We start from the raw sequence: 14,814 nt of genomic DNA, 5'->3' as shown, positions 1-14,814 counted from the left end.
GCGGTTGCGTCTCAACCGCATCGGTATAAAAACAACACCTAAATAAAACATTTATGAAAGTAAAATTTTGGATGTTCGTCCTCTGTTCTCTTTTCAGCTTGACGGCGGCCTTCGGGCAGACACTGACGGTGAAAGGAAGCGTTGTGGACGAAAACGGGGAACCCTTGCCAGGGGTCAGCATCGTCCCCAAGTCGGCGCCACAGACGGGTACTGTCTCCAACATCGACGGCCATTTCGTGCTCAAGGTGAAGACAGGCGACAAGCTTACGTTCAGCTTCATCGGCTACGAGAGCCGCGAACTGCCGGCCGCGGCCGACATGAAAGTGAAGCTGGAACCCGGCAATCTGACGTTGAACGACGTCGTGGTGGTGGGCTACATGGAGCGCAAGGTGGCCAACACGTCGGCTTCGGTCGTCAAAGTGGGGGCCAAGGACTTGGCGATGAAACCCGTAGCCAACCCGCTCGACGCCGTACAGGGCAAGGTGAGCGGCCTGCAAATGTTCTCTTCTTCGGGCGAACCGTCGGCCCGTCTGTCCATGGCCCTGCACGGACAAGGCTCGCTGGGGGCCGGAACGGGGCTGCTGGTCATCATGGACGGCATGCAGGTGAGCATGGCCGTGCTGCAGTCCATGAACCCCAACGACATCGAAAGCGTACAGTTTCTGAAGGACGCGGCGGCCACTTCCATCTTCGGAGCACGGGCAGCCAACGGCGTGATGTACGTCACCACGAAGCACGGACGCAGCGACGCGCGCCCCAGCGTCAACTTCCGGGCACAGTATGCCGTGTCTTCGCTCGCCAACACGAAGTACTTCGACCAGCTGATGAGTGGCCCGGAACTGCTGCGCTACTATGAGGAGACGGGCATTTACACGGCTGCCGAGATCGCCACTTTCAAGGAAAAATATTTCAAGGAGACCGATTTCACCTGGTACAAGTACGTGTATCAGCCCGCACCCATGTACACGGCAGACGTCTCTGTGTCGGGCGGCACCAACACGGCGAGGTACTATCTCTCGGGCGGAGCCTTGAGCCAGGACGGCCTGCGCATGGGTTCGAGCTACAAGAAGGCCTTCGGGCGCATCAATGTCGACGCCAAACTCAACGACTGGGCACGGGCGAATGTCAACACCTCCATATCCTATGACGACACGCGCGTCTCGCCCTTCAACGAAAGCAATTCGGTGGGCGGCGGCCTGGCGGCCATGAACGCGCCCTTCGCGTCGCCCTACGACCCCAACACGGGCAGGGAACTGGAACGCGTTCCGCTGCTGAACATCGCCACCCCCGCGCATGTCATCGCCAACAGACCGGCCAAGACCAACGCCTTCATCCTGTCGGCCAACGGCAACTTGACGCTCACGCCGGTGAAAAACCTGACCCTGCGCTCGCTCGCCGGACTGGAATTGGACTATGGCGACAGCCGTTCGCGCATGTTGCCGAGCTACTATCTGGCCTATGGCAACGGCAGTTCGGAGCGCGCCTACACCCGGGCGTCCAACATCACCGTCACCAATACCGCGGCCTACGACATGACTTTCGGCGACCATCACCTCACCGCGCTGCTGGGACATGAGTACACCAATTACAAAGACGACGGCTTTTCGGCCGGCGGTTCGGGCATTTTGGAAGACCGACTCTACCTCTTGAACAACGTCACGCAGCACAAGTCGATTGGCGAAAACACCCAAAGCTACGCCTTCCTGTCGTTCTTCACACAGCTCTCCTACGACTTTTCAGAGCGCTATTTCATTGACCTGGTGCTGCGCGACGACGCTTCCTCCCGCTTCGGAAAGAACAAACGCAACGGCCTGTTCTGGTCGGTCGGCCTCCTGTGGAAGGCCAAGCAAGAGGCTTTTCTTCGAGATATAACCTGGCTGAACGCCCTCGACGTGAAGACAAGTTACGGCACCCAGGGCAACTCTTCCATCCCTCCCTACAGCACATCGGCCTACGCCGGCAAGGTGGGACAGAAGAAGGGCGACATGAGCATGGGCTTCATCAGCCTCGGAAACCCAGACCTCGGATGGGAACACCAGAGCAAATTCACCGTCGGAGTGAAGACCCGACTGTTCGACAGATTGGACTTCAACCTCGAATATTACAACCGCGTGACGAGCAACATGCTCTTCGAGGTGCCCCTCCCATACACCTCCGGCCTGCCCGTGGGCAATGCCGGCTACGCCACCCGCTATGAGAATGTGGGCAAATACCTCAACCAGGGCGTCGACTTCCAGCTCAATGCCGACGTCTTCCGTGGGCGGGATTGGGGCGTATCGTTCAACGTCAACTTCAACTACAACCGCGACAAGGTGCTCGAACTCTTCGAGGGCAGAACCTCATGGCACGAGCCCGGCGGTCAGCTGGCCTACATCGTGGGCAAGCCCGTCACGTTCGTCATGCCATTATATAAAGGTGTCAACCCGCAAACGGGTGTGCCCGAGTGGTACAAACCCGGTGCGGACAAAGACCGGACACGCCGCGACAACAGCGACGTCGTTTCGGAATACTCCAGCACTTTGGACCAGAATACCGGCGTAAACGCCTACACGCCGTTCACCGGCGGCTGGGGAGTCGCCGCCCATTGGAAGGGCTTCTATCTCAATGCCGACTTCTTCCTGGCTCTTGGCAAACACATGATTTCCATGGACAAGCAGTTCTATGAGAACGATTACCACGTGCGCAACCGCAACGGCAACTTCAACGGCTCGCGCCGTCTCTTCGACTATTGGAAGCAGGAAGGCGACCGCACGGAGTTTCCCTCGCTCGAATGGGTGCGCAAACCCAATCACCAGAGCACTTATCTCGACTCCAAGATGTTGGAAAACGCGTCGTTCATGCGCCTGAAAAACTTCACGCTGGGCTATGACATACCACGCGACAAACTCGGAAAGCAGCGCGTCGTGCGCTCGGCCAAGGTGTTCTTCACCGGCAGAAACCTGCTGACTTTCACCAAATTCCGTGGCATCGACCCCGAAGTGAACCGCAACGTATCCTACGGTGTCAACCCCAATACCAAGCAGGTGAGCGTCGGTGTGGAGATCGGTTTGTAAACAATGACCTATAAAAGCATGTATTTATGAAAACAAACAAGATATTATTAGGCGTATTGCTGCTCGCTGCCGTGGTTCAAAGCTGCAATCTGGACAAGGATCCCGCCGACTACATAGACTATGGGGCGGCCTACCGCAACATGCAGGACGCCAAGAAATGGGACAACGGAATCTATTCGACGCTGCGCGGAAAATTCGGTGGCGGCTACATCATGCCGCAGGAAGCGCAGGCCGACATGCTCAACGCGCATGCGGCGTTCAACAATCTGTACGCCGAATTTCACAGTTGGACCATCCTTCCCGAAAGTAATGTGATACAAGAGATCTATCATTCTTACTACGCCGCCTTGATAGATGCCAACGTTGTGCTCACCCGTCTGCCCGAATTGCAGGTGAACGAAGCCGAAAAACCACTGCGCGACCACTATCTGGGCAATGCTTATTTCGCGCGTGCATTCTATCATTTCAACCTGGCGCTGCGCTGGGGAACGCCCTATGCGGCCGCCACGGCCGACAAAGACCTGGGCGTTGCCCTGGCTCTCGACCCTCTCTCGCTGGAGAAACCTACACGGGCCACCAACGCGCAGACCTACAAACTGATTCTCGACGACCTGCAAAAGGCCGAGCAACTGCTCTCCGACGTGCCCGCAAAGGTGGGCAACAGCGAGATCAGCGCCGACGCCGTGCGGGCTTTGCGGGCACGTGTCTACCTCTATATGGACGACATGGACAATGCCTTTCGGGAGGCAAGGCAGCTCATCGACAAAGCCGTCTATCCCCTGATTGCGCCCTATGTCGCCCAACTGGACGCCCACAACCGGATCGATCCTCGCGAAGACGCCTTCGCGCAGATGTGGTTCTACGACAACGGAGCCGAACAGATATGGCAGCCCTACGTGGCGAAGGAGAATGAAATCCCGACCACCACGCCTCTCTATGGTGCCGACTTGTCCACCACGACCTATTGGGATGAAGCCAACCAACCCGACAGAATGGGCGACTACAACAAGCCTCCGTACGTTCCTACACAAACGGTGATGAACACGCTCTTTGCCAATGGGAAGGACCATCGTGCCCTTTCGCTCTTTGAATTTGTGAAAACAACGGTGAACGACATGAACGTTTCGACGCAACTTTACGTCATTTCAAAGTTCAAGGGCAACCCCAACTACGCCACATTGACCAGCACCCACTGGGGCGGTTACGTGCCCAACGGCAACCAAGCGCCCAAACCTTTCCGCATCGCAGAGCAATATCTCATCGCGGCCGAGGCCGCCTGTCAACTGAACAACACGGACGACGCCCTGAAATATCTCAATGAATTGCGTGCGTCGCGCGGCCTTTCAGCGACCGATCTCACCGGCGAGAAGCTCTATGAAGAAATCAAGAACGAGCGCGCACGCGAACTGGCGTTTGAAGGTTTCCGCCTTTGGGACCTGCGCCGGTGGAAGCAAGGTGTGGGCAAACGTCCCTATCAAGGTGCCGACGGCTACTACCAGGTGCCGGCGTCGTTCTATGCCGGCGGCTTCAGTGTGGACATCAAGCCCGACAACCACATGTTCGTGTGGCCGTTCCCGCTGAACGAAACACTCATCAACCGCGGCATTCGGCAGAATCCGGGCTGGGAATAATCCATTTATTCACTTAAAAAACATACGCTATGTACAAGATATTCAAAATATCAGCACTCCTTTTCGTGGCGGCATTGCTGGCCGCCTGCCAGAAGGATTTGGTCTTGGGGGGCGCGCCCGACGAGGTTCCCGCCTCCACCGAGACGCTTACGCTCAAGCAAGAGGGCGAAACCAAGCGGGTGGACTTCACCGCACTTGCGGACGGTTGGTCGGTGGAGCAAGGCTCACATGCCGACTGGCTGACCGCCAAAAAGGCCGGGGCGCTGCTCGAAGTCACGGCGGCGGCCAACCCGAATGCCGACGAACGCCGGACCACCGTGACCGTCCTCACGCCCGGCGGCAGGCAAACTGTCACCGTGACGCAGTTTGGCGCCGAGCCATACATCGCTGTTGAAGGCAACAACGGTACCGTGATATACAATCATGAAGCGCATGCCGGCGTGGAACTCAACATCACCTCCAACTCAGACGACTGGCGTGTGGAGCAGGTGGACAAGGAGAAGAACAATTGGCTGACCTATGAGGTGAAGCAGAAGGAGCGCAAACTGGCGCTCAGCCTCACCGCCATCGACCGCAACAGCGAGTGGGCACAGACCAGCCGGACTGAAAAACTCTTCCTCTCCAACGGCAACAAGCACTATGAACTCAACGTGACGCAAAACGGATACGTGCAGTTCCAATTGCCCGTTTGGGACCTCGACAATTTCAACCTCGACCGCCTGACCGCTCTCGAAGCCGAAAGAAACAACAGCCGGGCACGTGATGTCGAGATCAACTCACTGCTGCCTTACAAGGACGAGGGAGAGAAGACCTACTACGTATTCCACTCTCCGGGTGAGCAAGCGCCCTATCTCCTCTACCAACCCTACTATTACACCAAGCTGGTCACCACCGCCTGGCTCAAGGCTCCCGCGGGAAAGACGTTCAAACAAGAATCGTTCGACCCCTGGTTGCGGCAGCAGAATTTCAAGTTGGGCAACAAACAGCGCAACGAGAACGAAACGGAATACTACTGCGAAGAGGAAGACAAGACGCGACTGATACATGTCTACAACGAAGTGGACAACTTTTATAATTACGGAGGTATCTTCCACAGCGCCTGCATGAAGTACGTGGAGAGCCCCAACGACATCAAACTGGGCAGCAACTACAAAGCTACCTGCTTCCCCGTGTTCGCTTCCAACCGCCTGCACAACAAGAACTTCAAGCTGGAAGAGGTGATTGCGTTTGAGAAAAAGCGTGGCATGAGGCCTGACTTCGAGAACCAATACAACAGCGAGCACATCACCGTGCCCATCCAAGACCCGCACTGCAAGTATTCCAGACTGCTCTTTGTGCCCGAAAGCTCCAACTACATGCCGGGCTCGCTGGCCAATGTCATCTATTTCTTCAACTGGCAGGGCGTCACGGCCGAAGACATCGACGCGGGATTGGTGAACGATGTCGACCTCAGCGGCACCGTCGGTTCGTGCCAGGTGTTCTATGTAGGCAATGAAATATTGTACAATCGCGAGGTGGAAGGGACGCCGGGCGTGTACGAATGGTACACCTACAGCCTGCCGTCCAGCACCCGTCGCGCCCTCACGGACAAGGGCTACAGCCTTGTACGTGAAGAGAGCGGCGGCTTTGCATCCTTCTATCGCGGCGACGAAGACCTCATCGACATGCGCCCGCAAGAGACGCGCACCGTCATCACCTACTACAAGAGCAAGCACTATGTAGACATCATCAAAAAGAGATTTAACCCTTGAAAAATCCATTCCAATGAAGTATTTCAAATATAGATTCTTGCTGTCGGCAGGCCTGTTGGCAGCTATCTGCCTATTCACAGCCTGTCATGACGACAACCTTCTGTCGTCAGAGAGCGGGCAGCCTCTGCCTGGCAATAAGGCTGAATCCGGCTTTCCTTGGGAGCCGGGCATGGCTTTCATCAAACTGAAGGCCGGCAATGACATCACCACCCGTGCCGCAACGCAAAGCGTCATGCGCGCCAAGGTCTTTGAAGACACGAACGTCAAGGTGGAACAAGTGTTCGACATGACCACCGAATACGCCGATTTGAAACGCCAACGCGGCATGGACCGCTGGTTCTTCGTGAAGTTCGACAAGGACAAGAGCGTGGAGGAAGTGCTCGAACAGCTGCGCCGCGACCCGGCCATCGAGAAGGCCCATGGCAACATCGCCATCGTTCCGGCAAAGGCAACGTACACCCCTGTCACCCGCGCCCCCATCGACTGGCAGCGACTTTATGAAGTGAACGACGGCACTGGATACAACAATTTCAACGACCATTTCCTGAAATATCAGTGGCATTACATGACGACCAAATCCATGTATGGCTGGTTCAAGCAAGAAGCTGACATCAACCTATTCCCTGCTTGGCAGAAAGAGACCGGCGATCCCAACGTCGTTGTGGCCGTGATGGACTCGGGAATCGACTTCGAACACGAAGACCTTGCGGCATCGGCATGGGACGGCAAGGACCCCAAAACGGGCAAGACCATCCATGGCCGTAACTTCTGGGCAGTCCAAAGCGGACAAGGTGACCCTGATGTCATCATCCCCGGTGGGCACGGAACCCACGTCGCCGGCACCATCGCCGCACGCAACAACAACGGCTTGGGCGTCTGTGGCGTGGCCGGAGGCAACGGAACGGAGAACTCCGGCGTGCGACTGATGAGCTGCGAGATTTACGGACACGACGGAACCAACGAGACCGCTTCCCCTGCCAACATCGCCAAGGCCTTCGAGTTTGCCGCCGAAAACGGCGCGCTTGTCTGCAACTGCTCATGGGGCTACGCCTTCGACCGCACGAAACACCTCAACAACGAGACCTTCCAACGCATGTTCAAGGAACAGTTCGAGGTGCTGAAGGTGGGCATAGACTACTTCACCGACATTGCCGGATGCGACTCCAAGGGCAACAAGAAGGCAGGTTCATACATGAAGGGCGGCCTCGTCTTCTTCGCGTCAGGCAACGACTCGCAGTACGACATCGACATGATTCCCGCCTCATACGACAAGGTTGTGGCCGTGGGCGCCACCAACAGCATGGGCATTCCCACCGACTACATGAACAAAGGGACGTGGGTTGACATCCTCGCGCCGGGCGGAACCACCAATGAGGGTGAAGTGACGAGGGGCATTCTCAGCACCGTTCCGAAGGATTTCGTCAATCAAAAGACCGGTCCTTATCCCAATACCGACTTCACTCACCCTTACAACAGCAACTACGCTTACGCACAAGGCACGTCGATGGCGACGCCCCACGTCACGGGAATCGCGGCCCTTGTCATTTCCAAGTTCGGCAAGAAGAATCCCAACTTCACCAACGAAGACCTGCGCCGCCGCATTCTTTCGGCCGTCAAGGAGCAAAGTCCCTACGACGTAAAGCCCGACGCCAACCTTGCCGGCAAGCTGGGAGCAGGCTTCATCGACGCCGACTTCGCGCTCGCCGAGCCTGAAACCAACGCGCCCGACGCGCCTTCCATCGAAGTGATTGACTACTCTAATGACGCGACAAAAGGCTACTACGACGCCCGAATCACATGGAAAGTAACGGCCGACGCGGATGCGATCAACACGCAGAAGACGGCCTTTGCCTACGACATCAGGCTCTACAAGAAGGCGGACATGGCCCAACCTGTGCAGACATTCACGCGCTATTCATACGCCAAAGCTGCCGGCGCGCAGCTTGAACAGGAGTTCACCGGCCTCGACACCGACGTAGACTACGTGGTAAAGATGGTGGCACGCGACCGCTCCGGCAATCAATCAGCCGAAGTGAGCAAGGCGTTCAGGACGCGACTCAACCACGCGCCCGCCTTCACCAACGGCATTGGCGACAAGCTCCGCCTGCTCGACACGCAGTCCTATTACCACAAGGTGCTCAACGTGAAGGACGAAGACAACCACACTTGGACCTATACCACCACGCCACTGCCCCGCGGTGTGGAGCTGAAACGTGTGGGAAACGACTTCGACCTCCTCATCAAAGTCATCATCCCGGGGGCTTTCGAGTTCGACATCACGCTCACCGACCAGCTCGGCGGGCACACCGTACAGCACTTCGCCTATGAGGTTGTGGCCCACACCGCGCCCGTTGCCAACACGTTGGGCGACGTTTCGCTCTTCGAACAAGGCCAACCTGTCAGCGTCGACCTCGCCAACGCGTTCACGGCGATGGAGGGTCACGCCCTCACCTACACCGCCAAGTCGGACAACGAGCAGGCGGTGAAAGTGTCGGTGGAGGGTTCGCAGCTCAAGCTCACGCCCGGAACGCGGGGCAACGCCACGGTCTCCATCACCGCAGTCGACGGCGGCAAGCAGGCAACGACCACGTTCCGCGTGCGTGTCACCGAGCAGAACGCGGCCGACGTGCATGCCGTCTACCCCATTCCCGCCCACAGTTACATCAAGGCTCTCATGCGCAGCAACGTCAAGGAGGTGCACGCCACCGTCACCTCCGTTCGTGGAGAGCGGCTCATCCAGGCCACGCTCACGCCCGACGCGCGCAGCCATGAGGTGACACTCGGCATTGACCGGCTCGCTCCCGGCACCTATTATCTGCTGCTCAAGACCGAGCGGCTCACCAGCAAACATACCTTCATCAAGAAATAACGACCACTATGAACAGAATATCATTGGCCTTGCTCACCCTTTGCACAGGCGTCGCGCTCCAGGCAACGGCACAAAGCCGCCTCCTTCCCGTGCTCGAAGCCAACCCCGACGCACGTTCGGCCGCCATGGGAAACACGTTGCTCGGCAACACCGGCCAAATGCACATCCATACAAACCCGGCCGCGCTCACCTTCGGCGACACGCGATTCGCGGCCGATGTCACCACCGAGATGCAGCCCAAGACCGACGCGGGCCGACTCATGCAGTACAACTTCGGCGCAGGTTGGCGCTTCGCCAACCGATCGGCGCTGCTCGCCGGCATGCGCTATCAGGCTGGACTGACCGTTCCTTCCGTAGGAACCGACGGACAGCCCGCCAGCGTTTCGCCCTACGAGATGGCCATCGACCTGGGCTATTCCTTCGCCGTCGTTCCCGAGATTGCCGTCTATGCCACCGCCACATACGCCCGCAGCAGCGCGGCCACGAGTGCCAATGCCTGGGCGTTCTCGGTCGGCGCGGCCTACCAAAAGGCCTTTCGCCTCGCGGCCGACATGCCTACGACGCTCACCGCGGGCGCGCGGCTGATGGATTTCGGCAAGTCTGTCAAGTTCAACGACACCGGAATCCCCTACAGCCTGCCCACGTCTGTTGTCGTCGGCGGCGATTGGAGCGTGCGGCTCGCCCCTGAGCACGCCCTCACCTACGCCGTCTCCTGCCGCCACTTCACCCCGAAGGACGCCCACGAGACCCTCTTCGCCAACGGATTGGAGTACACCTACCACGGCATGCTCTCCGCCCGCGTGGGCTATCAGCAGGCCGACAAAGGCTCCGACGCCCTCACCTTCGGCGCAGGAGGGCGGTTCCACGGCTTCCGTCTCGACGTGACCTACCACCACGCCTTCGCCTCCTACGGCATCAACACGCTGATGGTGGGCGTAGGCTACGCCCTCTGACGCGACACCGCTTCATGCGAAAGGCTGAATCTCCGGGGGTGGGAGATTCAGCCTTTCGCCTTTCATACAGCCACACCCGTCCGACGGTTTTCCATCGCTGCGTTTTCGGCCCGCAAAAGGACAGCGGTTGCCACGCGAAAGTAGCCCTTTGACCAGGCAAAAGGGCCGCTTTGGTGTTGCAAAAGGGGGCTTCTTGGACGCCAATCGACAAGCTTTTGGAAAACAACGGGCCTGCGGCGCCCCACGGTCATCGACCGGCCATGGACTAACACTCGACACGCCCGCAAAAAAAGAAAGCCGCTCACACTCCGAAGAGATGTGAACGGCATAATGAAAGGAGGAGTGGTACCACCAGGAATCGAACCGGGGACACAAGGATTTTCAGTCCTTTGCTCTACCAACTGAGCTATGGCACCATGTGCTTGCTCCTTTAAAGCGAGTGCAAAGATAGAGTTTTTATACGTCATGCGCAAATTTTTCTCGCAAAAAGTTATCGTATATGGGAAAAATAGCTTACCTTTGCACCCGCAATCAGGCTTCGGCGAGCTGACAGCCGCATTGCAATCGGGATGTAGCGCAGTTGGTAGCGCACTACGTTCGGGACGTAGGGGTCGCCAGTTCGAATCCGGTCATCCCGACAAAAGAGCAGATTGGAGGCTTTCCGGTCTGCTCTTTTTGCTTTCAACACAAAAGACCTGAATCTTTGCCGCTCGTTTTTTGCGAAACAAAAGGATAGTTGTATCTTTGCAACCACAACCTATCAATTTACAAACGCATCAAGCATGGATTACGCAGACATCAAAACTATCCTCCAGTCGTTCACGATGGAGGGTTCCGTTGCCGAGATCAAGGCGCTGGGCAACGGCCTGATCAACGACACTTACAAGATCACGACGGCCGAAGAGGGGCCCGACTACGTGTTGCAGCGCATCAACAACGCCGTCTTCACCGATGTAGACCTCTTGCAGCACAACATCGAGGTGGTGACCGACCACATCCGCCGCAAGCTGATAGAGCAAAACGAGGACGACATCGACCGCAAGGTGCTCCGCTTCGTGCGCACGAAGGACGGCAAGACCTACACCCAGGACGAGCGGCAGCAGTATTGGCGGCTCGCCGTCTTCATCCCACGGTCGGTGACGATGGAGGCCGTGACGCCCGAAAGCTCGCGTTTCGCGGGACAGGCGTTCGGCCGTTTCGAGGCCATGCTGACCGACGTGCCCGAGACGCTGGGCGAAACAATTCCCGATTTCCACAACATGGGCTTCCGCTTGCAGCAGTTGCGCGAAGCCGTAGGGGCCGACAAGCGCGGTCGTGTGGCCGAAGTACGCCCGCTGCTCGACGAAATCGAGGCCCATGCCGACGAGATGTGCTTCGCCGAACGACTGCACCAGGCGGGCAAACTGCCCAAGCGGCTCTGCCACTGCGACACGAAGGTGAACAACATGCTCTTCGACGAGGACGGCAACGTGCTCTGCGTGATCGACCTCGACACCGTCATGCCCAGCTATGTCTTCTCCGACTTCGGCGACTTCATGCGCACGGCGGCCAACTTCACCACCGAAGAAGACCCCGAACTGGACCATGTGGGCTTCAACATGGACATCTACAAGGCCTTCACCGAAGGCTACCTGCAGTCGGCGGGCGTCTTCCTGACCGAAGAGGAGACGAACCATCTGCCCCTGGCGGCCGCCATGTTCCCCTTCATGCAGGCCGTCCGCTTCCTGGCCGACTATCTGAACGGCGACACCTATTATAAGATTAAATATCCGGAGCACAACCTGAACCGGGCCAAGAACCAGCTGCGCCTCTTCGAAGACGTCATGCGGAAACTGCCCGAGATGAACGACTACCTTCAGGAACTGCGCAAATGAGAGGGAGGAAAGGCCTGAAAACGTCACGCGCTGGAATCGCCTTGCTGGCCTTGCTGGCGATGGGCATGGCGGCTCCGCTGCACGCCCAGGAGGAACGGCTCGACTCTGTCAAGGTCAACGGCCACATGCGCCGCTTCAAGATGGTGCTGCCCGAAGGGCTCAAGGCCGACGCCCCGCTGGTGTTCGTGCTCCACGGCTACGGCAGCAGCTACATCAAGAGGAAGACCTACATGCACGACGCGGCCCTGGCACATGGCTTCGCGCTCTGCGTGCCCGATGGTCTGAGCGACCCGAAGGGCAAGCGCAGCTGGAACGTGGGCTATCCACAACAGGCCGGCTGGCTCGAGGATCCCGTGAGCAACCTGTGCAAACTGGCCGAGGTGGTGCAGCGGCGTTACAAGTTGAGCAGGCAGAACACGTTCCTCACAGGCATGTCGAACGGCGGAGACGTGTGCTATCTGCTGGCCTATCGCAACCAGACCACCTTCAGGGCCTTGGCTTCGGTATCGGGACAGCTGATGGACGACATCTACAAAGGGCCGTCGCCCAAGCGGCCGGTGCCCTTCATGGAGATTCACGGCACGGCCGACCCCACTTCGCGCTTCGACGGCGACATGGCCAACGCGGGCGGATGGGGCCGCTATCTGCCCGTGCCGCTGGCCGTGGGGGCCATGGTCGCCCACAACCGCTGCACCGAAGAGAAGACGGAGAAGCGCGCCGGGCTGACGCCGGACAACGGCCACAGCGTCACCATCCATCGATACGCCGGCGGCGACAAGGACCGCGCCGTCCTGTTCTATGCGATAGAAGGTGCCCGGCACAGCTGGCACCAGGCCGACATCGACACCGGCGAGGAGATTTGGCGGTTCTTCATGCAGTATATGCGCTGATTGGACGGTGGTTTCATCCTGCTTAGGTTTACAATAACAAGGGTTTGACCCGTTGTTTTTCAGAGGGTGTCACCTCATGGAAAGCCCAAATGCTTTGGGACGCTTCATCTCTTCCCTGTAGACATGGCCGAAACCATCCGTCACTTTGATAGAGAGTGTGGAGACGGCACTGGCCGCCTTCGCCTTGAAAAGGTGGGCGGTCTTGCTCGTAACGAACTCGGCGGTCGGCTTTCCACCGTTCGCGCAGCGTTGCGCCTCGTAGCTTAATACATGCAGCGGGTCGTAACCGACGACGCGCGTCACGGCCAACGGCCTGCCACCTTCGGTCACCTCGATGCTCCAACCTTTGTCATAGTTCCACACATTGACAAGGACTTCGTTGTCATGGTGGGCCTTGTCGTAGCCGCGGGCGTAGCCGGCAAAAGCCTTGGTGTGCCCCTTCACGTCGTCAGCACTGATATATACCTGATTCATGTCGTAGGTTCTGAACTGGTAGGTCTTGTCGAAGCCCTTGCCTTTGTAGTACCATTCCAGTTCATCCCCATCGATCATGTAGACGCCATAGCCGCCCGGCGTCCCGTCACAACACAGGTGTTGCCTGTTGGAAGTGAGCTTCCCTGTCCACCACCAGGTGGCGCAGATGGCACTCGTGTTGTGTTCATGGATGTTGGGCAAGGCTGCAATGTTGAAATTGTCGTGGGTGTGTCCCGACAGAACATGCACGTTCTTGTAGTCTTTCAGCAATGCAGTCAGCTCTTCGGCGTCGGCCAGTTTGTATCTCGCCGTCAAGTTACCCTTGCCGTCCAAGCCCGGTTTGCGATAGAGCGGTGCATGGAACGCGATGAACAAAGGCTGCGTCTTGTCCTTCACAAGGGCCAGGTCTTTCTTCAACCAGTCCATCTGTTCCTTGACGATGGTCGTGTTGTAATTGCGGTTGCCGATGTTTCCCGGACTCGCCCCGTAGTTCAGGTATTCAATATTGTCGAGAACGACGTAATGGGCGCTGCCCGCATTGAACGAATAATAGGCGGGAAAGCAGTCGACAAACGCCTTTTCCGCCAGCCAGTCGTCGGCATAATAGGGATCGTTGTCGTGGTTTCCCATGCAATGGAAGAACGGGGCGTCGATCATCTTGGTCTGTTCCATGGCCTCGGCAATGGCAAAGTTGTTCTGATACCAGAAGAGATCCCAGCTCTCGTCGCCCAGACTCAGGCCGTAGACCTTATACCCTTGCAGCCGAAGTTGGCCTATTGTCTGGTTGATGTCCGCAGCAACGGCGGCAAACTGCTTCAAGTCGGCCGTGCGATTGGCCAGGTGGAAGTCGGCCATCACTATGACCGCATGCTTCCGGTTGTCCGCTTTCACGAGTTCAAAGTCCAGCCGCTCCACGGCACCGACCTTGCCACTGTTCACCTTCTTAAAGAAGTCGGGCATGTTTCCGTTCTTGTTCTTCACCTCATAGCCTGCCGGAATCGTGATGAACACATAGCCATACTTCTTCTTCGACGACAGATAGTAGACTCCGCTGTCGTCCGTTGTTGTCACTTCGACACCATCCGACACCTCCACCCGGGCCAGTCCACGGCCTTGACAGGTCACCCTGCCCTTGAGGGTCATGCCCTTTCTGTCTTGGATGACAGCCTCCTGGCCAGGCTTGTCAGGAGCCGTGTGTGGATTGACGGTGTCCGCCCTCGCGCAAGCTATCAAGCCTCCGGCGAAGATTCCAAGCACAAACAGCAGCAAATCCGTATGGACGGATTTACCAAAGCTGCGGTGTCGTTCCATAAAAATCC

General features: G+C 57.8%; 8 protein-coding genes and 2 tRNA genes. 8 read left to right on the top strand and 2 right to left on the bottom strand.

What is annotated here, in order from left to right; all coding sequences use genetic code 11:
• The first annotated feature begins 53 nt into the window (after positions 1-53).
• Genes K334_RS0107050 through K334_RS0107030 form a run of 5 tightly spaced genes read left to right on the top strand, consistent with a single transcriptional unit; the run spans position 54 to position 10,257 of the window.
• The gene (locus tag K334_RS0107050; protein WP_027444738.1) at positions 54-3,053 is read left to right on the top strand and encodes a SusC/RagA family TonB-linked outer membrane protein; all 3,000 of its coding nucleotides are present in this window, start codon (positions 54-56) and stop codon (positions 3,051-3,053) included.
• Between the two features lie 26 nt (positions 3,054-3,079).
• Positions 3,080-4,684 (top strand): RagB/SusD family nutrient uptake outer membrane protein, encoded by a 1,605-nt coding sequence (locus tag K334_RS0107045; protein WP_025881927.1) that lies wholly within the window; start codon positions 3,080-3,082, stop codon positions 4,682-4,684.
• Between the two features lie 29 nt (positions 4,685-4,713).
• Entirely contained in the window at positions 4,714-6,435 is a 1,722-nt protein-coding gene (locus K334_RS0107040; RefSeq protein WP_025881925.1) for a BACON domain-containing protein, read from the top strand.
• A 13-nt stretch (positions 6,436-6,448) separates the two neighbouring features.
• Positions 6,449-9,304: a S8 family serine peptidase gene (locus K334_RS0107035; RefSeq protein WP_025881923.1), complete on the top strand. Its 2,856-nt coding sequence runs from the start codon at positions 6,449-6,451 to the stop codon at positions 9,302-9,304.
• Between the two features lie 8 nt (positions 9,305-9,312).
• Complete coding sequence (locus tag K334_RS0107030; RefSeq protein ID WP_027444737.1) at positions 9,313-10,257, top strand: PorV/PorQ family protein; 945 nt, start codon at positions 9,313-9,315, stop codon at positions 10,255-10,257.
• A 343-nt stretch (positions 10,258-10,600) separates the two neighbouring features.
• On the opposite strand, the gene K334_RS0107025 is transcribed toward K334_RS0107030, so the two are convergent.
• Positions 10,601-10,673, bottom strand: a tRNA-Phe gene (locus K334_RS0107025).
• A gap of 149 nt (positions 10,674-10,822) precedes the next feature.
• Between K334_RS0107025 and K334_RS0107020 the strand changes: the two genes are divergently transcribed.
• From K334_RS0107020 to K334_RS0107010, 3 genes are all read left to right on the top strand, one after another.
• Positions 10,823-10,895: transfer RNA gene (locus tag K334_RS0107020), tRNA-Pro, on the top strand.
• A gap of 144 nt (positions 10,896-11,039) precedes the next feature.
• Entirely contained in the window at positions 11,040-12,131 is a 1,092-nt protein-coding gene (locus K334_RS0107015; RefSeq protein WP_025881920.1) for a phosphotransferase enzyme family protein, read from the top strand.
• A complete protein-coding gene (locus K334_RS0107010; protein WP_036890097.1) occupies positions 12,128-13,021 on the top strand; it encodes a CE1 family esterase in 894 nt (297 codons plus the stop codon). The genes K334_RS0107015 and K334_RS0107010 overlap by 4 nt, the downstream gene beginning before the upstream one ends.
• Positions 13,022-13,090: 69 nt before the next feature.
• On the opposite strand, the gene K334_RS0107005 is transcribed toward K334_RS0107010, so the two are convergent.
• The gene (locus tag K334_RS0107005; protein WP_081658052.1) at positions 13,091-14,806 is read right to left on the bottom strand and encodes a calcineurin-like phosphoesterase C-terminal domain-containing protein; all 1,716 of its coding nucleotides are present in this window, start codon (positions 14,804-14,806) and stop codon (positions 13,091-13,093) included.
• Between the last annotated feature and the right edge of the window lie 8 nt (positions 14,807-14,814).

This window comes from Segatella baroniae DSM 16972 = JCM 13447 (assembly GCF_000426585.1).
Taxonomy (GTDB): domain Bacteria; phylum Bacteroidota; class Bacteroidia; order Bacteroidales; family Bacteroidaceae; genus Prevotella; species Prevotella baroniae.
This window is presented reverse-complemented; position numbering and strand designations above follow the sequence as displayed.

Excerpts from the sequence above, each read along its gene's own strand:
- K334_RS0107045 (WP_025881927.1), top strand. The coding sequence starts at position 3,080 with ATGAAAACAAACAAGATATTATTAGGCGTATTGCTGCTCGCTGCCGTG.
- K334_RS0107040 (WP_025881925.1), top strand. The coding sequence starts at position 4,714 with ATGTACAAGATATTCAAAATATCAGCACTCCTTTTCGTGGCGGCATTG.
- K334_RS0107015 (WP_025881920.1), top strand. The coding sequence starts at position 11,040 with ATGGATTACGCAGACATCAAAACTATCCTCCAGTCGTTCACGATGGAG.
- K334_RS0107035 (WP_025881923.1), top strand. The coding sequence starts at position 6,449 with ATGAAGTATTTCAAATATAGATTCTTGCTGTCGGCAGGCCTGTTGGCA.
- K334_RS0107005 (WP_081658052.1), bottom strand. The coding sequence starts at position 14,806 with ATGGAACGACACCGCAGCTTTGGTAAATCCGTCCATACGGATTTGCTG.
- K334_RS0107030 (WP_027444737.1), top strand. The coding sequence starts at position 9,313 with ATGAACAGAATATCATTGGCCTTGCTCACCCTTTGCACAGGCGTCGCG.
- K334_RS0107050 (WP_027444738.1), top strand. The coding sequence starts at position 54 with ATGAAAGTAAAATTTTGGATGTTCGTCCTCTGTTCTCTTTTCAGCTTG.
- K334_RS0107010 (WP_036890097.1), top strand. The coding sequence starts at position 12,128 with ATGAGAGGGAGGAAAGGCCTGAAAACGTCACGCGCTGGAATCGCCTTG.